The 21,350-nt window shown below is 63.3% G+C and carries 18 protein-coding genes; 3 read left to right on the top strand and 15 right to left on the bottom strand.

The annotated features are described in order from the left end of the window. Positions 1-27: 27 nt before the first annotated feature. The 3 genes from rpoD to rpsU all read right to left on the bottom strand — a co-directional run bounded on the left by rpoD (position 28) and on the right by rpsU (position 4,431). On the bottom strand, positions 28-1,878 hold the full coding sequence (gene rpoD, locus NMG10_RS14925) for an RNA polymerase sigma factor RpoD (protein ID WP_232855072.1): 1,851 nt from the start codon (positions 1,876-1,878) through the stop codon (positions 28-30). Positions 1,879-1,945: 67 nt separating this feature from the next. Continuing rightward, positions 1,946-3,934 (bottom strand): DNA primase, encoded by a 1,989-nt coding sequence (dnaG, locus tag NMG10_RS14920; RefSeq protein WP_232855073.1) that lies wholly within the window; start codon positions 3,932-3,934, stop codon positions 1,946-1,948. A gap of 281 nt (positions 3,935-4,215) precedes the next feature. Continuing rightward, entirely contained in the window at positions 4,216-4,431 is a 216-nt protein-coding gene (gene rpsU / locus NMG10_RS14915) for a 30S ribosomal protein S21 (protein WP_003255575.1), read from the bottom strand. A gap of 205 nt (positions 4,432-4,636) precedes the next feature. Here rpsU and tsaD point away from each other — a divergent pair, with 205 nt between their 5' ends. Further along, entirely contained in the window at positions 4,637-5,662 is a 1,026-nt protein-coding gene (tsaD, locus tag NMG10_RS14910) for a tRNA (adenosine(37)-N6)-threonylcarbamoyltransferase complex transferase subunit TsaD (protein ID WP_203649916.1), read from the top strand. A gap of 25 nt (positions 5,663-5,687) precedes the next feature. On the opposite strand, the gene plsY is transcribed toward tsaD, so the two are convergent. Further along, on the bottom strand, positions 5,688-6,257 hold the full coding sequence (gene plsY, locus NMG10_RS14905) for a glycerol-3-phosphate 1-O-acyltransferase PlsY (protein WP_050703505.1): 570 nt from the start codon (positions 6,255-6,257) through the stop codon (positions 5,688-5,690). A gap of 74 nt (positions 6,258-6,331) precedes the next feature. Between plsY and folB the strand changes: the two genes are divergently transcribed. Beyond that, entirely contained in the window at positions 6,332-6,688 is a 357-nt protein-coding gene (gene folB / locus NMG10_RS14900; protein ID WP_110994292.1) for a dihydroneopterin aldolase, read from the top strand. After that, positions 6,679-7,188: a 2-amino-4-hydroxy-6-hydroxymethyldihydropteridine diphosphokinase gene (gene folK, locus NMG10_RS14895; protein ID WP_203649918.1), complete on the top strand. Its 510-nt coding sequence runs from the start codon at positions 6,679-6,681 to the stop codon at positions 7,186-7,188. Before folB ends, folK begins: the two co-directional genes overlap by 10 nt. A 157-nt stretch (positions 7,189-7,345) precedes the next feature. Here folK and NMG10_RS14890 read toward each other — a convergent pair whose 3' ends face one another. From NMG10_RS14890 to NMG10_RS14840, 11 genes are all read right to left on the bottom strand, one after another. Next, positions 7,346-8,443, bottom strand: a complete 1,098-nt coding sequence (locus tag NMG10_RS14890) for a multifunctional CCA tRNA nucleotidyl transferase/2'3'-cyclic phosphodiesterase/2'nucleotidase/phosphatase (RefSeq protein WP_232855074.1) — start codon at positions 8,441-8,443, stop codon at positions 7,346-7,348. Between the two features lie 58 nt (positions 8,444-8,501). Beyond that, positions 8,502-10,070: a SpoVR family protein gene (locus tag NMG10_RS14885; protein WP_203649922.1), complete on the bottom strand. Its 1,569-nt coding sequence runs from the start codon at positions 10,068-10,070 to the stop codon at positions 8,502-8,504. Then, on the bottom strand, positions 10,067-11,338 hold the full coding sequence (locus NMG10_RS14880; protein ID WP_203649924.1) for a YeaH/YhbH family protein: 1,272 nt from the start codon (positions 11,336-11,338) through the stop codon (positions 10,067-10,069). The genes NMG10_RS14885 and NMG10_RS14880 overlap by 4 nt, the downstream gene beginning before the upstream one ends. A gap of 119 nt (positions 11,339-11,457) precedes the next feature. Then, complete coding sequence (locus tag NMG10_RS14875) at positions 11,458-13,380, bottom strand: PrkA family serine protein kinase (protein ID WP_203649925.1); 1,923 nt, start codon at positions 13,378-13,380, stop codon at positions 11,458-11,460. A 282-nt stretch (positions 13,381-13,662) separates the two neighbouring features. Then, on the bottom strand, positions 13,663-13,992 hold the full coding sequence (glpE, locus tag NMG10_RS14870) for a thiosulfate sulfurtransferase GlpE (RefSeq protein WP_050703512.1): 330 nt from the start codon (positions 13,990-13,992) through the stop codon (positions 13,663-13,665). A gap of 13 nt (positions 13,993-14,005) precedes the next feature. Beyond that, on the bottom strand, positions 14,006-14,863 hold the full coding sequence (locus tag NMG10_RS14865) for a symmetrical bis(5'-nucleosyl)-tetraphosphatase (RefSeq protein WP_254464609.1): 858 nt from the start codon (positions 14,861-14,863) through the stop codon (positions 14,006-14,008). Next, positions 14,863-15,243, bottom strand: coding sequence for a Co2+/Mg2+ efflux protein ApaG (gene apaG / locus NMG10_RS14860; RefSeq protein ID WP_186712684.1), 381 nt, complete (start codon positions 15,241-15,243; stop codon positions 14,863-14,865). Before apaG ends, NMG10_RS14865 begins: the two co-directional genes overlap by 1 nt. 189 nt (positions 15,244-15,432) lie before the next feature. Continuing rightward, on the bottom strand, positions 15,433-16,233 hold the full coding sequence (gene rsmA / locus NMG10_RS14855) for a 16S rRNA (adenine(1518)-N(6)/adenine(1519)-N(6))-dimethyltransferase RsmA (RefSeq protein WP_232855077.1): 801 nt from the start codon (positions 16,231-16,233) through the stop codon (positions 15,433-15,435). Continuing rightward, positions 16,230-17,219, bottom strand: a complete 990-nt coding sequence (gene pdxA / locus NMG10_RS14850; protein WP_232855078.1) for a 4-hydroxythreonine-4-phosphate dehydrogenase PdxA — start codon at positions 17,217-17,219, stop codon at positions 16,230-16,232. Before pdxA ends, rsmA begins: the two co-directional genes overlap by 4 nt. Then, a complete protein-coding gene (locus NMG10_RS14845; RefSeq protein WP_234561389.1) occupies positions 17,216-18,535 on the bottom strand; it encodes a peptidylprolyl isomerase in 1,320 nt (439 codons plus the stop codon). The genes pdxA and NMG10_RS14845 overlap by 4 nt, the downstream gene beginning before the upstream one ends. Next, a complete protein-coding gene (locus NMG10_RS14840; RefSeq protein WP_232855080.1) occupies positions 18,516-21,326 on the bottom strand; it encodes an LPS-assembly protein LptD in 2,811 nt (936 codons plus the stop codon). The genes NMG10_RS14845 and NMG10_RS14840 overlap by 20 nt, the downstream gene beginning before the upstream one ends. Positions 21,327-21,350: the final 24 nt, after the last annotated feature.

Raw genomic sequence — 21,350 nt, 5'->3', positions numbered from 1 at the left:
AACCCCGGCCTGGGCCGGGGTTCGTCTTTACTCGTCGAGGAAGGAGCGCAGATGCTCGCTTCGCGTCGGGTGGCGCAGCTTGCGCAGCGCCTTGGCTTCGATCTGACGGATCCGCTCGCGGGTCACGTCGAACTGCTTGCCTACCTCTTCGAGGGTGTGGTCGGTGTTCATGTCGATGCCGAAACGCATGCGCAGCACCTTGGCTTCGCGCGCGGTCAGGCCCGAGAGCACGTCACGGGTCGCTTCCTTGAGGCTTTCGACCGTGGCCACGTCGATCGGGGACTGCATGGTCGAGTCCTCGATGAAGTCGCCCAGGTGCGAATCTTCGTCGTCACCGATCGGGGTCTCCATGGAGATCGGCTCTTTGGCGATCTTCAACACCTTGCGGATCTTGTCCTCAGGCATCTCCATGCGTTCGCCCAGCTCTTCCGGGGTCGGTTCGCGACCCATTTCCTGCAGCATCTGCCGGGAAATACGGTTGAGCTTGTTGATCGTCTCGATCATGTGCACCGGGATACGGATGGTGCGCGCCTGGTCGGCGATCGAGCGGGTGATCGCCTGGCGGATCCACCAGGTGGCGTAGGTCGAGAACTTGTAGCCGCGACGGTATTCGAACTTGTCCACCGCCTTCATCAGGCCGATGTTGCCTTCCTGGATCAGGTCGAGGAACTGCAGGCCGCGGTTGGTGTACTTCTTGGCGATCGAGATCACCAGACGCAGGTTCGCCTCGACCATTTCCTTCTTGGCGCGGCGGGCCTTGGCTTCGCCGATGGACATGCGGCGGTTGATGTCCTTGATCTCGACAACGGTCAGGCCGGTCTCGGTCTCGAGGTCGATCAACTTCTGCTGGCAGGCGACGATGGCGGCGTCCTTTTCACCCAGGGCGGCGGCCCATTTGGTGTTGCGCTTGGCCAGGTCACCGGACCAGGTCTGGTCGGTTTCGTTGCTCGGGAACAGGCGCAGGAAGTCGGCGCGCGGCATGCGCGCGTCACGCACGCACAGTTGCATGATGGCGCGTTCTTGCTGGCGCAGGCGGTCAAGGGCGCCGCGTACACGCTCGACCAGTACGTCGAACTGCTTCGGTACCAGCTTGATCGGCATGAACAGGTCAGCCAGGGCCTGCATGGCGCCGATGCTGTCCTTGTGGCCTCGACCGTGCTTCTTCAGCACCTTGAGGGTGTCGACCAGCTGATCCTTGACCGCACCGAAGCGCTGCGCGGCAACGACCGGATCCGGACCGCTTTCGGTCTCTTCCTCGTCATCGCTGCTTTCAGCGTTTTCGTCGTCGTCGTCTTCTTCTTCCTTCGCAGCGGCGGCCTTGGCACCTGGAATCGGTACTTCTTCGGTCGGCGCGGCGATGTTGTCGTCAGGGTCGATATAACCGCTGAGGACATCGGACAGACGGCCGCCTTCGACGGTGACGCGGTCGTATTCGCTGATGATGTAGTCGACGGTGCCCGGGAAGTGAGCGATGGCGCCCATGACTTCACGGATGCCTTCCTCGATACGCTTGGCGATTTCGATCTCGCCTTCGCGGGTCAGCAGCTCGACGGTACCCATTTCGCGCATGTACATGCGCACCGGGTCGGTCGTGCGGCCGATATCGGTCTCTACTGCCGCCAACGCTGCGGCGGCTTCTTCGGCTGCGGCTTCGTCGGTGTCGGCTTCCGCCAACAACAGGGCATCCGCATCCGGAGCACTCTCGAATACGTTGATCCCCATGTCGTTGATCATGCGGATGATGTCTTCCACCTGTTCCGGATCTGAAATATCCTCAGGCAGGTGGTCGTTGACCTCCGCGTAAGTCAGGTAGCCCTGCTCACGACCGCGGGTGATCAACTCTTTGATACGAGATTGCTGTTGCGCTTTTCCGGACATAACACCCTATCCACTGAAGGTCTTGGCGGGCAAAAAACAAGCCGAGGATTATACCCGAACCTGGACCTCACGCGCCAGATGAGGTCGGGTTTTGTGCGGGAACATTGCGGCTCAGCAAGGCGAGCAGCTGAGATTTTTCCTCTGTGCTCAGTTCGCTTAGACGCGCTTTCCTGAGCAGATGTTCCAGGCTGCGCTCGCGTTGGCGAGCGGACAAACTAGTTATAGTGTCGAAAAACTGTTGTTCAAGGTTGTCGGCATCGATCAACCACTCCTTTTCTGCCAGGGCGCGCAACAGGCGGCCCTGTTCGGTGCCGTGCCAGCGTGCGATCAGCTGCATAGAGCTTAGCTTAGGATTCTTCTGCGCGGCCTCGATCAGTGCCACCAGCAGTTGGCTGTACAATTGTTCTTCGTCGGCGAAGTGACTGGCGTCCTCGACCTTGCCGGCCAGCAACGGGTGGTGCAGCAGGGTGCGCAGGGCCGACAGCGTCGGCGGCTCGACCGGCGCCGGTACCCGTGGCGGGGCTTCGCCGCGCTGGCCGTCGCGTTGCCAGGGCTTGCCGCCTTTCTTGTCCCACGGCTTACCGTCCCATTGTTTCTTGCCGCCGCCCTTGTTCGGCGTCCAGGGGCGTTGCTCCTGTTGCGCCGGGGCGTAGTCGGGCTGGTAGTGCAGGTCGCCATGGTCCGGCGTGTAGCTGGCCATTGCGTCGTAGTCGTAGCCGGGGTCGTAATCCGGCACGCTGGGCGTCGGCGCGCTCTGCGCCAACTGCTCCATCTGTTGCGGGTCGAGGCCGGTGATGTCCTTCAGGCGGTTGCGCATCAACTGGCGCAGGTTGGCTCCCGGCACCTTTTCGATCAGTGGTGCGGCGAGGGTGACCATGTGCGCCTTGCCTTCCAGCGAGCGCGGGTCGGCCTCGTTGCTCAACTGTTCGAAGAAGTAGTCGGCCAGCGGCTGGGCGTGCTGGTTGATACGGGCCTGGAAGGCGTCGGTGCCTTCGGCGCGTACCAGGCTGTCCGGATCCTCACCTTCGGGCAGGAACAGGAAGCGCGCACGGCGGCCGTCCTGCAGGCTCGACAGGGTTGCCTCCAGGGCGCGCCAGGCAGCCTTGCGTCCGGCCTGGTCGCCGTCGAAGCAGAACAGCACGCTGGGCACCACGCGGAACAGGCGCTTGAGGTGCTCCTCGCTGGTGGACGTGCCGAGGGTGGCCACCGCGTTGCGCAGGCCCTGCTGGGCCAGGGCGATGACGTCCATGTAGCCCTCGACCACGATGATCTCGTCGAGGTTGCGGTTGTGCTTGCGTGCCTCGTACAGGCCGTACAGTTCCTGGCCCTTGTGGAACACCGGGGTTTCCGGGGAGTTCAGGTACTTGGGCTTGTCGTCGCCCAGTACCCGGCCGCCGAAGGCGATGACCCGGCCACGGCTGTCGCGGATCGGGAACATCACCCGGTCGCGGAAGCGGTCGTAGCGCTTGCCGCTTTCGGCATTCTCGATCAGCAGGCCTGCGTCGATCATCACTTTCTGCTGCAGCGAGTCGGCGCCCAGGTGCTTGAGCAGGTTGTCCCAGCCCGGCGGGGCGAAGCCCAGGCCGAAGTCGCGGGCGATCTCGCCGGACAGGCCGCGGCCCTTGAGGTAGTCCACCGCCGCCTTGCGGGTGGCGTGGCCGCGCAGGGCCTGGCGGTAGAACTCGCTGGCCGCTTCCAGCAGCGGGTATAGCGGTGAATCGGTTGGCTGGCGCGGCTTCTGTCCGCGACGGCCTTCTTCCCGGGGTACTTCCATGCCGGCCGCGCGGGCCAGTTCCTCGACCGCCTGGGGGAAGTCCAGGTTGTCGTGGTCCATGATGAAGCCAAGCGCGTTGCCGCCGGCGCCGCAGCCGAAGCAGTAGTAGAACTGCTTGTCGGGGCTGACGGTGAAGGAGGGGCTCTTTTCCTTGTGGAACGGGCAGCAGGCGGACAGGTTCTTGCCGGTCTTCTTCAGCTGGACGCGCGAACTCACCACATCGACGATGTCGGTGCGGTTGAGAAGGTCATCGATGAAGCTCTGGGGAATCAGCCCGGCCATGGCAGTCTCGTCATCTGGCAGCTGGCAAGTCTAAACGCTTGTGCGCGGGTTTGGCGTGGGGTATCTAGCAGGAAGAGGAGTGTGCTCGTCACCAGCCCATGAAGGGCTCGTCAGAAAGGACGTGCACGCCTGGTCAAGGACCAGTTCTGACGCGTTGATGCAGGTTGCCCATGGCTTTTGCCGGGGCACCCAAGGCGCATGGCCAAGGGTTTGAAGCGACCGCTGCCATCAGCCCGGCACGAGGCCGGGCATGGCAGAAGCTTTGCGTAGAACGGCTGTACTTAGTACAGACGAACGGCGCGGCGCTGTTCGCGCTGAACCTTCTTGGCGTGACGCTTTACAGCGGCAGCGGCTTTGCGCTTGCGCTCGGCGGTCGGCTTCTCGTAAAACTCGCGGCTACGAACTTCAGCCAGTACACCGGCTTTTTCGCAGGAGCGCTTGAAACGACGCAGAGCTACGTCGAAGGGTTCGTTCTCTTTAACTTTGACGGCTGGCATCCAGGGCTACCTTAATTCATTACCGGGGTAGACGTGCTCCTGGCAAAACATAAGGTGTGCTGGAGAACGTCGGTTTTCAAGGGTTGCGGATGTTAACCCTTAGCTGGCCGGAATGCAAAGCCTCTGATCGAAAACCGCTGGTCGGCACCGGACACGGGGACTATCATGCGCGCCTTCGAATTCAGCCTCGACAAGGCACGGACCCATGCTAGTACTGGGATTGGAAACATCCTGCGACGAAACTGGCGTCGCATTATACGACAGTGAACGCGGCCTGCTGGCCGACGCGCTGTTCAGCCAGATCGACCTGCATCGCGTCTACGGCGGCGTGGTGCCCGAGCTCGCCTCGCGCGACCACGTCAAGCGCATGCTGCCGCTGATTCGCCAGGTGCTGCAGGAAGCCGACTGCGTCGCCACCGAGATCGACGCGATCGCCTACACCGCGGGTCCTGGCCTGGTCGGCGCGCTGCTGGTGGGCGCCTCCTGCGCCCAGGCGCTGGCCTTCGCCTGGGATATTCCGGCGATCGGCGTGCACCATATGGAAGGCCATCTGCTGGCGCCGATGCTCGAGGAGCAGCCACCGGAGTTTCCGTTCGTCGCTTTGTTGGTGTCGGGCGGCCACACCCAGCTGGTGCGGGTCGATGGCATCGGCCAGTACGAGCTGCTGGGCGAGAGCCTGGACGACGCCGCTGGCGAAGCCTTCGACAAGACCGCCAAGCTGATCGGCCTCAATTATCCGGGTGGACCGGAAATCGCCCGCCTGGCCGAGCAAGGCACGCCCGGGCGCTTCGTGTTCCCGCGGCCAATGTGCGATCGGCCAGGTCTGCAGTTCAGTTTCAGCGGCCTCAAGACCTTTGCCCTGAACACCTGGCAGCAATGCCGCGACGCCGGGGACGACAACGAGCAAACCCGTTGCGACGTGTCGCTGGCGTTCCAGCAGGCGGTGGTGGAGACTCTGACCATCAAGTGCAAGCGCGCCCTCAAGCAGACAGGCCTCAAGCGTCTGGTCATCGCCGGTGGCGTGAGTGCCAACACCGCCTTGCGTGCTTCGCTGGAAGACATGCTGGCCAGCATCAAGGGCAATGTCTATTACGCCCGTCCACGGTTCTGCACTGACAACGGCGCGATGATCGCCTACGCCGGTTGCCAGCGCCTGCTGGCCGGGCAGCAGCAGGACCTGGCCATCAGCGTGCAGGCGCGCTGGCCGATGGAGCAGTTGCCGGCGGTGTGAGCCGCGCCGGGGTCATGCGCGCGCCTCAGAAATGGCGTTCGCGCCCGGCGAACAGGTCACGCAGGTTGTTGCGGTGGCGCCAGACGATCAGGATCGTCAACACCGTCATCGGCAACAGCGCTTCGGGCTCGCGCCAGGCCAGCAATGGCAGCGTCAGCGGCGTGGCGATCAAGGCTGCCAGCGAGCTGGTGCGGGTCAGGTAGAAGGTCAGCAGCCAGGCGCCGATGGCCAGCAGCGCGGCGGGAAAGTACAACGCCATGAGCATGCCGGCGGCGGTGGCCACGCCCTTGCCGCCCTGGAAACGGAAGTACACCGGGAACAGGTGGCCGAGCACCGCGCAGATGCCGACCCAGGCCTGTTCCTGCTGGTCGAGCCCGGCCAGGCGGGCCAGCAGTACTGGCAACATGCCCTTGCACAGGTCGCCGAGCAGCGTCAGGATCGCCAGCTTGCGGCCTGCCAGGCGTAGCATGTTGGTCGCGCCGGCATTGCCCGAGCCGCTGGAGCGCGGGTCGGGGCTGCCGCTGAGGCGGCTCAGGACGATGGCGAAGGACAGAGAGCCGAGCAGGTAGGCAAGCAGCGCCAGTGACCAAAACATGCTAACTATTCCGGGCGAGGACGCCCTGATTCTAACGGCGCCCGTCGCCCTTGTCGTGCTGTGGAGAGAAGTGCTTGGACAGAGTGTTCATCGAAGGCCTGGAAGTCGATACCGTCATCGGTGCCTATGACTGGGAGCGGGATATTCGCCAGTGCCTGCGCCTGGACCTGAGTTTCGCCTGGGACAACCGCCCGGCGGCGGCCGGTGACGACCTGTCACTGGCGCTGGACTATGCCAGTGTCTCGGCGCGCGTCCAGGCCTTTGCCGAGCAGGCGCGCTTCGAGCTGGTGGAGACCTTTGCCGAGCGTCTGGTGGCGGTGCTGATGGCCGAGTTCAACATCCCCTGGGTGCGGCTGAAGCTGACCAAGCCGGGCGCGGTGCCTGCGGCCCGTGGCGGTGTAGGCGTGGAGATCGAGCGCGGATGTCTCTGAGTACGGTATATCTCGGGCTGGGCAGCAACATCGACCGCGAGCGGCACTTGTGTGCGGGGCTTGATGCGTTGGCTGGCATGCTCAGTGACATGCACTGCTCCGCAGTATTCGAGAGCCAGGCCGTGGGAATCAAGAGCGGCCCGTTTTACAACCTGGTGGTGCGCGGATGCACCGACCTGCCACTGCTGGAACTCGACCGCCGGCTCAAGTTCATCGAGGCCGAAAATGGCCGCTACGCCCCGGATCGCAAGGGGCTGCCGCTGGATATCGATGTACTGATGTTCGATGACCTGTGTGGCACGTTCAATGGTCTGGTGCTGCCGCGGGCGGAGATCGTGAAGAACGCCTTTGTGCTGTGGCCGTTGTCGTTGCTGGCACCGGAACTGGTGCATCCGGGCGAGGGCAAGTCCATGGGGCAGCTGTGGCGGGAGGCGAGCATTGAACAGGTACTGGCGCCGGTGCCGTTCGAATGGCGAGGGTTGCAGCTGACTCTGATGTAAGCCAGTACCGCCCTCTTCGCGGGTAAACCCGCTCCCACAGGTATCGCGCCGCTGTTGAGGGCGGTGAAAAACCTGTGGGAGCAACTGTCTTGCTCAATTTTTAGAATCTGGCGCGATCCCTGTGGGAGCGGGTTTACCCGCGAAGGGCGGGGGCGGATCAAGCTGATTGGTATGCTTCGAGCGCCTTCAGCCGTTTGTCTTTCAGTGCGTCACCCAAGGCCTTTCCGGTCATTCCTTTCTCAACCAGCGACTTCACCTCCACTGCCCGCGCCGCTTCAGCGGCTCCCCGCAGGTACATGCCCTGAGGGTACGCCGAGCCTGGCGCAGCCATCTCGCACGCGGCGATGAAATCCTCGAAGCGTTGCGGTCGTCGATACACATCGAACTTCTGCAGCAACTCCAGCAGGCTTGTCGGCTCCAGTGCCTGGGCTTCATCGGCCCGTTCGGCGAACTCTCCTACCAGTACTGCCAGTTCCTGGCATTCGCGTGGGACCTTGAAGCGCTGGTTGAGTGCCTTGATCGCCGTTGGCTCCAATCCGCGCAGCAGGCATGCCCAACGCACCGGCAGTGATTGCTGGTGCCTGGCCGCCTGGTGCAACGCAGCTAGTGTATCGGCGCCGTGCTCCAGCTCTGGCATCAGCTCGTTCAGCGCGCCGCAACTGCGCAGCACCTCGATGAACACCTGTGGCTCGCTTTCCATCAATGCCCGTTCGATCTCCTTCCAGCTGCGCTCGGCGGTCAGCGCCTGCAGCTCGCCCGACTCGGCGATCTGGCGCATCAGCTTCAAGGTGTCGTCGGCGACGTGGAAACCCAGGGGCGCGTAGCGGGCCGCAAAGCGCGCAACACGTAGAACTCGAAGCGGATCTTCAGCGAACGCCGGGGAAACATGACGCAGGATCCGCTGCTCGAGATCGGCCTTGCCGTGATAGGGATCGTGCAGTACGCCGTGTTCATCCTCGGCCATGGCATTGATGGTCAGGTCGCGACGAACCAGATCTTCTTCGAGGGTGACTTCGGGGCTTGCATGAAAGGTGAAGCCGCCATAACCGCGCCCGCTCTTGCGCTCGGTACGGGCCAGGGCATATTCCTCACCGGTCTTCGGGTGCAGGAACACCGGGAAATCGGCGCCGACCGGGCGGAATCCCTGGGCCTGCATCTGTTCGACGGTGGCGCCAACCACCAACCAGTCGACGTCGCTGACCGGACGGCCAAGCAGGCGGTCGCGCACGGCGCCGCCAACCTTGTAGATCTGCATGTGAAACCTCCATTTCTGCCGACAGGATACCTTGTCGGCAGAAATGGTGCGGGCCGGGCTAGAGGTGGTGCACCACGGCCAGGTCCATGCGCCCGTAGTCGCCGGCCTCGCTGTGCTCGCTGCGCGGTGGCATGTGGTGGGTCTTCATCACCTGGTCGCCCTGCACGGTCTCCAGGTGGATATCGAAGCCCCACAGGCGATGCAGGTGCTTGAGCACCTCCTCGGTGGAGTCGCCCAGCGGTTTGCGGTTGTGCTGCTGGTGACGCAGGGTCAGCGAGCGGTCGCCGCGCCGGTCGATGCTCCAGATCTGCACGTTGGGTTCGCGGTTGCCCAGGTTGTACTGCGCGGCCAGCTGCTCGCGGATGGTGCGGTAGCCGTCCTCGTCATGGATCGCCGGCACCAGCAGGTCGTCACGCTGGTCGTCGTCGAGGATGCTGAACAGCTTGAGGTCGCGCATCACCTTGGGTGACAGGTACTGCAGGATGAAGCTTTCATCCTTGAAGCTGCTCATGGCGAACTTGATCGTCGACAGCCAGTCGCTGCCGGCGATCTCCGGGAACCAGCGGCGATCCTCATCGGTGGGGTACTCGCACATGCGGCGGATGTCGGTGTACATGGCAAAGCCCAGGGCATAGGGGTTTATGCCGCTGTAGTAGGGGCTGTCGAAGCCAGGCTGGAACACCACGCTGGTGTGCGACTGCAGGAACTCCATCATGAAGCCTTCGGTGATCAGCCCCTCGTCGTACAGGTCGTTCATCAGGGTGTAGTGCCAGAAGGTCGCCCAGCCTTCGTTCATCACCTGAGTCTGGCGCTGCGGGTAGAAATACTGGGCGATCTTGCGCACGATGCGCACCACTTCGCGCTGCCAGGGCTCCAGCAGCGGGGCGTGCTTCTCGATGAAGTAGAGGATGTTCTCCTGGGGCTCGGCCGGGAAGCGCGCGTCGTCTCTCTCGCCGCCTTTTTCGGCGCCCTTGGGGATGGTGCGCCAGAGGTCGTTGATCTGCCGTTGCAGGTGCTCCTCGCGCTCCTTCTGCCGGCGCCGCTCTTCCTCGGCGGAAATGGGGTAGGGGCGCTTGTAGCGGTCCACGCCGTAGTTCATCAGGGCGTGGCAGGAGTCGATCAGGTCCTCGACGGCATCGATGCCGTGGCGCTCCTCGCATTGAGCGATGTACTGCTTGGCGAACACCAGGTAGTCGATGATCGAGCTGGCGTCGGTCCAAGTGCGGAACAGGTAGTTGCCTTTGAAGAAGCTGTTGTGGCCGTAGCAGGCGTGGGCGATCACCAGTGCCTGCATGCACATGGTGTTCTCTTCCATCAGGTAGGCGATACACGGATCGGAGTTGATCACGATCTCGTAGGCCAGGCCCATCTGGCCACGGCTGTAGGACTTCTCGGTGCTGAGAAACTGCTTGCCGTAGGACCAGTGGTGATAGCCCAGCGGCATGCCCACCGAGGCGTAGGCGTCCATCATCTGCTCGGCGGTGATCACTTCGATCTGGTTGGGGTAGGTGTCCAGGGCGTAGCGAGCGGCCAGGCGACTGATCTCGCGGTCGTAGGTCTGGATCAGCTCGAACGTCCATTCGGAGCCGGTGGAAATGGGCTGGCGTCTCTGCTCTCTGGCGGTCATGTGGCTAACCTGCGCTGGAAGAGTTCACGGAAGACCGGGTAGATGTCGCCGGCCGATACCAACTGCTGCTGGGCGAAGGTGTCGGGGAACGCCTCGCCGATGCGCTCGTACTCGTACCACAGCGCCTGGTGTTCGCGTGGGGTGATCTCGACGTAAGTGTAGTACTGCACGTGCTGCATGATCTGGTTGGCGAGGATGTCGCGGCAGATCGGCGAGTCGTCGTTCCAGTTGTCGCCGTCCGAGGCCTGGGCGGCGTAGATGTTCCAGTCGCTGGCCGGATAGCGCTCGGCCATGATCTCCTGCATCAGCTTGAGCGCGCTGGAGACGATGGTGCCGCCGGTCTCGCGGGAGTAGAAGAACTCTTCCTCGTCCACTTCACGGGCGCTGGTGTGGTGGCGGATGAACACCACCTCGATGCGGTCGTAGTTGCGCTTGAGGAACAGGTACAACAGGATGAAGAAGCGCTTGGCGATGTCCTTGGTGGCCTGGGTCATGGAGCCGGACACGTCCATCAGGCAGAACATCACCGCCTTGGAGCTGGGGTTGGGCTGCTTGACCAGCAGGTTGTACTTCAGGTCGAAGGTGTCGAGGAACGGCAGGCGGTTGATGCGCGCCTTGAGCCGCTCGATCTCGATCTCGGTGTCCTGGATGTCGGTGAAGTTGTCCGGTTCCTCGACCTTGAGCCGGTCCAGCTCCTTCTGCGCCTCGCGCAGCAGGGCGCGGCTGCTGCCGGTCAGGGCGATGCGCCGGGCGTGGGCCGAGCGCAGGGTGCGGACGATGTTGATGCGCGACGGGTTGCCCTCGTTGGCAATGCCCGCGCGTACGGTCTTGAAGGTGTCGGCACCGGTCAGGTGGCGCTTGACCAGGTTGGGCAGCTCCAGGTCCTCGAACATGAATTCGAGGAATTCTTCCTGGGTGATCTGGAACACGAAGTCGTCCATGCCCTCGCCGGAGTTGCCGGCCTTGCCGCGGCCACTGCCACCGCCGCCACCTTGTGGCCGGGCGATGTGTTCGCCGGCGGTGAATTCCTTGTTGCCGGGGTGGACGATGGTCTGCTTGCCGCCACGACCGTGGTGCAGCACCGGTTCGTCGATGTCACGACCCGGGATGCTGATCTGTTCGCCATGCTCCATGTCCATGATGGAGCGGCGGCTCACGGCCTCTTCGACGGCCTTCTTGATGTGTTCACGGTAACGCCGCAGGAAGCGCTGGCGATTGACCGTGCTCTTGTTCTTGCCGTTCAGGCGTCGGTCGATTACGTAGCTCATGGTCCCTCCGGTAGCTGGGAACAGCTGCATGCTTCAAGCTACGAGCTGCGCGTAAAAGCAGCCGCCGCCGTCCGGGCCGGCAAGGCCAGCCTCGGACGCACGGCGTGTAGCGTGTCGCCTTATTGCGATTTCCTGACCCGCAGGTACCATTCCGACAGCAGTCGAACCTGCTTGTCGGTGTAGCCACGCTCCACCATCCGGGTGACGAAGTCGTTGTGCTTCTGTTGATCCTCCTTGCTGGCCTTGGCGTTGAAGCTGATGACCGGCAGCAGGTCCTCGGTGTTGGAGAACATCTTCTTCTCGATCACCACCCGCAGCTTCTCATAGCTGAGCCAGCTGGGGTTCTTGCCGTTGTTGTTGGCCCGGGCGCGCAGCACGAAGTTGACGATCTCGTTGCGGAAATCCTTCGGATTGCTGATGCCGGCCGGCTTCTCGATCTTCTCCAGCTCCTCGTTGAGGGCGATGCGGTTGAGGATCTCGCCGGTTTCCGGGTCGCGGTACTCCTGGTCCTGGATCCAGAAGTCGGCGTACAGCACGTAACGGTCGAAGATGTTCTGGCCGTACTCGCTGTAGGACTCCAGGTAGGCGGTCTGGATTTCCTTGCCGATGAACTCGATGTAGCGCGGTGCCAGGTATTCCTTCAGGTAGCGCAGGTAGCGCTCGCGCACCTCGGCGGGGAACTGCTCCTGCTCGATCTGCTGCTCCAGCACATACAGCAGGTGCACTGGGTTGGCCGCCACCTCGTGAGGGTCGAAGTTGAACACCTTGGAAAGGATCTTGAAGGCGAAGCGGGTCGACAGGCCGTTCATGCCCTCGTCGACACCCGCAGAGTCGCGGTACTCCTGGATCGACTTGGCTTTCGGGTCGGTGTCCTTGAGGTTCTCGCCGTCGTACACGCGCATCTTCGAGTAGATGTTGGAGTTCTCGGGCTCCTTCAGGCGTGAGAGCACGGTGAACTGGGCCAGCATCTTCAAGGTGTCCGGCGCGCAGTGCGCCTTGGCCAGGGAGCTGTTGATCAGCAGCTTGTCGTAGATCTTGATCTCGTCGCTGACGCGCAGGCAGTACGGCACCTTGACGATGTAGATCCGGTCGATGAACGCCTCGTTGTTCTTGTTGTTGCGGAAGGTGTGCCACTCCGATTCGTTGGAGTGGGCCAGCAGGATCCCGGAGTAGGGGATCGCGCCCAGCCCCTCGGTGCTGTTGTAGTTGCCTTCCTGGGTCGCGGTGAGCAACGGGTGCAGGACCTTGATCGGCGCCTTGAACATCTCGACGAATTCCATCAGGCCCTGGTTGGCCCGGCACAGGGCGCCCGAATAGCTGTAGGCGTCGGCGTCGTTCTGCGGGAATTCCTCGAGCTTGCGGATATCCACCTTGCCCACCAGGGCAGAGATGTCCTGGTTGTTCTCGTCGCCCGGCTCGGTCTTGGCGATGGCGATCTGGTTGAGGATGGATGGGTAGAGCTTGACCACCTTGAACTTGCTGATGTCGCCGCCGAACTCCTGCAGGCGCTTGGTGGCCCAGGGCGACATGATGGTGTTGAGGTAGCGGCGCGAGATGCCGTATTCCTCTTCGAGGATCTGGCCGTCCTCGGCGGCATTGAACAGGCCCAGGGGCGATTCGAATACCGGCGAGTCCTTGATGGCGTAGAACGGCACCTTTTCCATCAGCTGCTTGAGTTTCTCGGCCAGCGACGATTTACCGCCGCCCACCGGGCCCAGCAGGTAGAGGATCTGTTTCTTCTCTTCCAGGCCTTGGGCGGCATGGCGGAAGTAGGAGACGATCTGGTCGATGCACTCTTCCATGCCATGGAAGTCGGCAAAGGCCGGATAGCGGCGGATCACCTTGTTGGAGAAGATCCGCGACAGCCTGGAGTTGCTTGAGGTGTCGATCAGCTCTGGTTCGCCGATGGCCAGCAACAGCCGCTCGGCCGCCGAGGCATAGGCGCTGCGATCCTCTTTGCACAGCTCGAGGTACTCCTGCAGCGAAAGTTCTTCCTGGCGGGTGGACTCGAAACGTTGTTGGAAGTGGCTAAAAATGCTCATGACGTCACCTCGCTCGATACGTGGAGACGACGCCGGATCAGTCAGCTGATGCTGGCATGCAACCGGGCTCGCCGATTGCTGTATACCCCCCAGAACACCTTGGAACGCTACCGATGACCCGCACGCCGGTGTACCGGCTCTCCCCTTTTTTGGATGGCCTGGGCTTAAGGATAGTTGGTTATACGCAAGGTCAAGGGCGGGGAGCCGAGAAGAGGCCTGCGACCGTTCGTCAGGTCGGGCGCAAGCCCGCGCCAAGCGCGGGCTGGAGGAAAAATGAAAAAATTATTCGGCGCTGCCCTGGGCGGTTTCCGCCGGGTAGGTGTTGCGCCACAGCTCGAAGCCACCGTCGATGCTGTAGACGTTGGAGAAGCCCTGGCCGACCAGGTAGGCGGCAGCGCTCTGGCTGGAATTGCCGTGGTAGCAGACAACCAGTGTAGGCGCGTCCAGGTCGGCGTTGCGGATGAAATCGGCAACCGAGTGATTATCCAGATGAGTGGCGCCGGCGATGTGCCCGGCGGCATAGGCCTGCGGGTCGCGAATGTCGACCACGACCGCGCCTTGCGCACGCAGGGCGAGGGCTTGCTCTGGGGTAATGCGCTTGAATTCGCTCATGGGTGCGGTTCCTTCAGGGGTGTTCGTTGAGTGGAGCCGGCGGGCGCGGGGTGCCCTCGCGGGTGCAGTCGCAGCGGTGGAACTCACCACTGTCGACATTGTACAGGGTCATCGCGCCGCCCCAGACGCAGCCGGTGTCCAGGGCGATCACGCCGGGCACATCGACACGGCCTTCGAGGGCGGCCCAGTGGCCGAAGATGATCTTCACATGACGCGAGCGACGGTCCGGGTGATCGAACCACGGCTTGTAGCCTTTGGGGGCGCTGTCGGCGCCTTCCTTGGTCTTGAGGTCGAGCTTGCCGGCGGCAGTGCAGAAGCGCATGCGGGTGAAGTAATTGGTGATCACCCGCAGGCGCTCGACGCCGGCCAGGTCCTTGCTCCACTTGTTCGGCTCGTTGCCGTACATGCCGTCCAGGTACAGCTTCAGGCGGCCGTCGTCGCGCAGCACTTCCTCGACCTCGGCCGCCAGCTCCAGCGCCTTGCCCAGGGTCCATTGCGGCGGGATGCCGGCATGGACCATGGCAATGCCGCGGGTTTCGTCGTAGTGCAGCAGCTTCTGCCGGCGCAGCCAGTCGAACAGCTGGTCGGCGTCCGGGGCCTCGATGATTTCGCGCAGGGTGTCGCTTTTCTTCAGGCGCTCGACATTGTGCCAGGCCGCCAGCAGGTGCAGGTCGTGATTGCCCAGCACGCAGACCAGCGCATGGCGGATCGAATAGAGGTAGCGCAGGGTCTCGAGGGACTCGGGGCCACGGTTGACCAGGTCACCCACCAGCCACAGCCGGTCGACCGCCGGGTTGAAGCGTACGCGTTCGAGCAGGCACTTGAGCGGTTGCAGGCAGCCTTGCAGGTCGCCGACCGCGTAGGTGGCCATCAGTGCAGGGCCCCGGGCACGGCCAGGCGGAAGGGGGCAATCGTGGCGTCGAAGCGCTTGCCGTCCTCGGCGAACATCTGGTAGCTGCCCTGCATGGTGCCGACGCGGGTGCTGATGACCGCGCCGCTGCTGTAGGTGTGGCTCTGGCCGGGTTCGATCAGCGGTTGCTGGCCGATCACGCCGGCGCCGCGCACTTCCTCGACCTCGCCGTCACCGTTGGTGATCAGCCAATGGCGGGACATCAGCTTGGCCGTGACCGTGCCGTTGTTCTGCACGGTGATGGTGTAGGCGAAGGCGAAACGGCTGCTTTCGGGGTCGGATTGGTCTTTGAGATAGCGGGTCACGACGCTGACGTCGATCTGATAGCGGGGGTCGGACATGCAAGGGCCTTGGGCGAACTGACGCAATAACGCAGTCTAGGCCATTGAGAGGGGGGAGGGCCAGCGGGGTGGGGCTTGAGATCGTTGTTATCAGTACCGGCCTCTTCGCGGGTAAACCCGCTCCCACAGGAATCGCACGCGGTCACTGTGGGAGCGGGTTTACCCGCGAAGAGGCCGGTACAGGCGATATCAGGCTTGCTGATCAGCCAACTGGTCAGCCAGGCGCACGAAGGCGGCCAGGTCCAGCTGCTCGGGGCGCAGGCTGCCGTCCACACCGGCGGCTTCGATGGCCGCGCTGTCGAGCAGACCTTTCAGGGTATTGCGCAGGGTCTTGCGGCGCTGGTTGAACGCCTCGCGTACCACCTGTTCCAGCAGTCGCGCATCCTTGGCCGGATGAGGCAGCACTGCGTGCGGTACCAGGCGGACGATGGCCGAGTCCACTTTCGGCGGCGGATTGAAGGCGCCAGGGCCAACGTTGAACAGGTGCTCGACCCGGCAGTGGTACTGCACCATGATCGACAGGCGCCCCCAGTCACCGCCACCCGGGCCGGCAGCCATGCGCTCGACCACTTCCTTCTGCAGCATGAAGTGCATGTCGCGGATCAGCCCGGCGTGGCTGAGCAGATGGAAGATCAGCGGGGTGGAGATATTGTAGGGCAGGTTGCCGACCACCTTCAGGCTACGCTCTGGCACGCCCAACTGGTTGAAGTCGAACTTCAGGGCATCACCCTGGTGCAGGCGGAAGTTGTCGCGCCCGGCGAACTTGTGTTGCAGGATCGGCACCAGGTCCTTGTCCAGCTCCACCACGTCCAGCTGTGCGCCGCTGCCCAGCAGCCCCTCGGTCAGGGCGCCCTGGCCCGGGCCGATTTCAAGCAGGTGTTCGCCGGCCTTGGCGTTGATTGCCCGCAGGATGCGGTCGATGATTCCGGCGTCATGCAGGAAGTTCTGGCCGAAGCGCTTGCGCGCCCGGTGTTGGTAGTGCTCGGTCATGGTCGGTTCTCGGCCATCTGGTAGGCGGTTTCCAATGCGACGCGCAGGCTGCCGGTATCGATTCGACCGGTGCCGGCCAGGTCCAGGGCAGTGCCGTGGTCGACCGAGGTACGGATGATCGGCAGGCCCAGCGTCACGTTGACCGCGGCGCCGAAGCCCTTGTACTTGAGTACGGGCAGGCCTTGGTCGTGGTACATCGCCAGCACCGCATCGCAGTGCTCCAGATATTTGGGGGTAAACAGGGTATCGGCCGGCAGCGGACCGCGCAGGTCCATGCCTTCGGCGCGCAGGCGCTGCAGCGCCGGCTCGATGATGTCAATTTCTTCGCGGCCCAGGTGGCCGCCTTCTCCGGCATGCGGGTTGAGCCCGCAGACCAGGATGCGTGGGTTGGCGATGCCGAACTTGTCGCGCATGTCCGCATGCAGGATGCGGGTGACGCGCTCCAGGCGTTCGCCGGTGATGGCGTCGGCAATATCGCGCAGGGGCAGGTGGGTGGTCACCAGGGCCACGCGTAATCCTCGGGTGGCCAGCATCATCACCACTTGCGCGGTATGGGTGAGGTCGGCGAGGAATTCGGTGTGACCGGAGAAGGCAATGCCACTCTCGTTGATCACACCCTTGTGCACGGGGGCGGTGATCATCCCGGCGAACTGCCCGTCGAGGCAGCCCTGGCCGGCCCGGGTCAGCGTCTCCAGCACGAACGCGGCGTTGGCTTTGTCCAGCTGTCCGGCCACCACCGGGTTGGCCAGTGGTGTGTCCCAGACGTACAGGCTGCCGGCGGGGGCTGGCAGGCTGGGGAAACTGTCGGGGGTGACGGGCAGCAGGCTGACGGCCAGCCCCAGCTGCGTGGCCCGCTCGGCGAGCAGGTCACGGCTGGTGATGGCGATCAGGGGGTGGGGCTGGGCCTCGGCGGCGAGCAGCAGGCACAGGTCGGGACCTATGCCGGCCGGCTCGCCGGGCGTGACGGCGAAGCGCTGGGGCTTCACTGGGCGGCCTGGTCGACGCCAGGCAGCTTGATTTCAACGTAGGCTTCGTCGCGGATCTGGCGCAGCCAGTTCTGCAGCTCTTCGTCGTACTTGCGGTTGCGCAGGACGTTCATGGCCTGCTGCTCGCGCGCCTGCTCGGTGCTGTCGGTGGCGCGGCGGCCCAGGACTTCCAGCACATGCCAGCCGTACTGGGTCTTGAACGGCTTGGTCACCACGCCTTGCTGGGCGTTGGCCATCTGCTCGCGGAACTCCGGCACCAGGCTGTTCGGGTCGACCCAGTTGAGGTCGCCGCCGTTGAGCGCGGAGCCCGGGTCTTCCGAGAAGCTCTTCGCCAGTTCGGCGAAGTCTTCACCGTTCTGGATCCGGTCGTACAGACGCTCGGCCAGTTGCTCGGTGGCGGCTTCGCTGCGGATCTCGCTCGGCTTGATCAGGATGTGGCGTACATGCACTTCGTCGCGCAGGATGCTCTCGCTGCCACCGCGCTTCTCCTCGAGCTTGAGGATGATGAAGCCGTTGGGGATGCGGATCGGTTGGGTGATATCGCCAATGGCCATGCTGCTGAGCATCTTGGCGAAGTCAGGTGGCAGCTGGCCAGCCTTGCGCCAGCCCATCTCGCCGCCTTCCAGGGCGTTCTCGCTGGCGGAACGCTCAATGGCCATCTGGCCGAAGTCCTTGCCCTGCCGGAGTTGCTGGTAGACATCGCCGACCTGGCGGGCGGCAGCCTGGATGGCGTCCGAGTTGGCGCCTTCCGGTGTCGGGATGAGGATGTTGGCCAGGCGGTACTCTTCGGACATCTGCATCTTGCCCAGGTCCGAGTTGAGGAAGTTCTTCACTTCCTGCTCGGACACCTGGATACGCTCGGCTACCCGGCGCTGACGCACGCGGCTGATGATCATCTCGCGCTTGATCTGCTCGCGGGCATCGTCGTACGACAGGCCGTCGTGGGCCAGGGCGGCGCGGAACTGCTCCAACGACATGCCATTGCGCTGGGCAATGGTGCCGACGGCCTGGTTCAGTTCTTCGTCGGTGATGCGGATACCCGAGCGCTCGCCGATCTGCAGTTGCAGGTTTTCGACGATCAGGCGTTCCAACACTTGCTGTTCCAGCGCGCTGGTTGGCGGCACACCGCCGCCACGCTTGGCGATGGTCTGCTGCACTTCGCGCACGCGCTGGTCCAGCTGGCTCTGCATGACCACGTCATTGTCGACGGTGGCCACGATGCGGTCGATGGGTTGCACCGCGGCATGCACCGCGCCACTCAGCATTGCGGCGCCCAGCATCAGCGGGCGCAGACGATCAATAAGCTTGCTCTTCACGTGTACGGTAACCTTGAATGCCTTGGTCCAGGAACGATTCGACCTTGTTGCCGACTACACCACCGAGCCCTTTGAGCACGATCTGCAGGAAGATCCCGTGGTCGCCCTTTTCGTTTTCAGGTATTGCCTGGCTGAAGTCGTCGTAGTCCATCCAGTAGCGATTGATCAGGCGCAGTTTCCAGCAGCAGTTGTCGTACTCGAAGCCGCCCATCGCTTCCAGCGTGCGGTTACGGTTGTAGTCATGCTGCCAGCGGGCAATGACGCTCCATTGCGGCACGATCGGCCAGATGACCGAGAAGTCGTGCTGCTGGATCTTGTAGTAGTCCTTGATGTAGCCCGGCGTGCCCGGCGTACCGTAGTCACCACCGCCGACCTTCCAGTTACCGGTCTGCGAGTCGTAGGTGATCAGGTCGTTGCGGTAGCGATAGCCGAGGTTGACGACCTTGTTCGGGTTGTCCTCGGGCTGGTAGTGGAACATCGCGCTGCCCGAGCGAGGGCTGTGGGTGTCCGGGTCCCAGTTGTAGTCCGAATTGAAGCGCCAGTCGCGGTTGAAAGCGTATTCGTATTCAAGCGCGTACGGCGAGACATCCGACTTGCTGTCCACTCGGGTGCGGTAGTCGATGCCTGGCAGCTGGACCTTGCGATCCTTGAAGTAGAACGCCTGGCCGATACTGAAGCGCTGGCGCTGGAAGCCGTTGTCTTCGATCCAACGGTTGGTCAGGCCCAGCGACAGCTTGTTCTCGTCGCCGATGCGGTCGGTGCCGGTGAAACGGTTGTCGCGGAACAGCGACGAGTAGTTGAAGGTGCTCTCGCCGGAGTCGAACAGCGGGATGTCGGTCTGGTCCTTGTACGGCACGTAGAGGTAGAACAGACGCGGTTCGAGGGTCTGGCGGTAGTTGGTCCCGAACAGCTGTGTATTGCGATCGAAGTACAGGCCACTGTCGACACTGAAGACCGGAATATCGCGGTTCTGATTGCTCTTGAAGTCGCCATACACGTCGAGCATGCCCGGGTTGTCGGCGAGGTCTTTCTTGCCCTTGCTGTCGAGGTCGAGGTCATAGTGCGTGTAGACGTACTTCAGCTTGGGCGTGACATAGCCGTAGCTGGCCTCGAGCGGCAGGCTGATCGAGGGTGCGAAGTTGAGGCGGGTGCCGTTGGAGCGGGCAACGCCGAAGAGGTTTTCATCCAGCCGGCGGCCAGGGAGGCCGGCAGAGGCATCCGGATTACCATCTTTGTCCAGGACGAAGTCATTCTTCAGGTCACGATCGAAGCGTACCGCCTCGGCTTCGTAACCAAAGTCCAGGCCGCCCGGGTGGAATGGCAGCATGCCGTTGAGGGTCAGCTGAGGCAGGCGGTCGTAAGGCGTGATCTGCGAAATGGTTGCCAGCTCATAGGCGTGCACGTTCAGGCCAGCGGTGTAGGAGTCGCCACGGTAGGTGAGCGTGCCACGCTGGTTGATGTAATCACGGCTCTGCACGCCGATCTGGTCGGTTTCCAGGTCCTGGAAGTAGAACGGGTCGCTGATGTCGGTGTAGTCGACCTCGGCCATCAGGCGCTGGTCCAGGCCGCCCTTGTGTTGCCAGTTGACCATCCAGCGATCTTTCTTGTAGTCCGTCTGCAGTTCGCGGTCGTTGTCCTTGTCGTTCAGGAAAGCGCCGCCGAACTGCCCTTCGCTGGACTTGGTCAGGTAGCGGAACTCGCCTTCCATCAGCATGCCGCGCTTGGCCATGTAGCGCGGGTACAACGTGGCGTCGTAGTTAGGCGCCAGGTTGAAGTAGTACGGCGTGACCAGCATGAAGCCGGTGTCGCTGCTGGAGCTGAACGACGGCGGCAGGAAGCCGGACTGGCGACGGTCGTCGATCGGGAAGTAGATGTATGGTGTGTAGAACACCGGGAAATCCTTGACCCGCAGCGTCACGTTGGTCGCGGTGCCGAAGCCGGTGGCCGGGTTCAGGGTGATGTTGTTGCCCTTGAGCTGCCACGCGTTGCTGCCCGGCTCACAGGTGGTATAGGTACCGTCCTTGAGGCGGATGATGGCGTTCTCGGCGCGCTTGGCGTACAGCGCGTTGCCGCGGATGTGCGACTTGTGCATCACGTATTCGGCGTTGTCGACCCGGGCTTCGCCGGTGTCGAGCTGGATCTGCGCCTCGTCGCCGACCACCAGCGAGCCGTTGTCGCGGATCTTGACGTTGCCCTTGAGCTCGCCGCGGTTCTCGGCCTGGTACAGGTTGGCCTCGTCCGCCTCGGCCTGCATGCTGCCCTGGCGCATGACCACGTCACCGGCGAGGGTGGCGATCTGCTGCTCCTGCTGGTACTTGGAGACCTTGGCGTTGATGTAGGTGGGCGACTCGTCCTTGGGCGTGGAGTCGTTCATGCCTGGGCGGGTCGGCTCGATGTAGGCGCCGCCGCAGTACGGGCCGGTCTCGGCCAGCTGCGCAGCGGTGAGCTTCTCGCGCGGGACCCAGTCCAGGTGGCTGTAGTCTTCGCTGCGCGATTTCAGGCCGCGGCCCTTGGCCTCGGTGACCAGCATCGGCTTCTCGGCCTCGGGTGCGGCGGCTTCGCCAGGCGCTTCGGCGCCCGAGCTGGCAGCGGCAGCACCCGGATGAACCGGGCGCGGAGGCAGGTTGGCGGAGGTCTTGGGCTTGCAGTCCCAGCCACCGGAAGCGGAAACTTGGCAGTCGAACTGCTCGGCCGCCACCACGTACGACGTGGCCAGGGGTTGCAGGGCCAGCAGACCGCCTGTCACCAGCAATGGAAACTTTCTACGAAACGCGGGGGATTTCAATGCCATCTTATTAGTCCGGGCTTCCTGCGT

The sequence above is a fragment of the Pseudomonas sp. DVZ6 genome, from assembly GCF_024259445.1.
Taxonomy (GTDB): Bacteria; Pseudomonadota; Gammaproteobacteria; order Pseudomonadales; family Pseudomonadaceae; genus Aquipseudomonas; species Aquipseudomonas peradeniyensis.
Note: the sequence above shows the minus strand (reverse complement) of the source record. Positions and strands in the feature narration are given on the sequence as shown.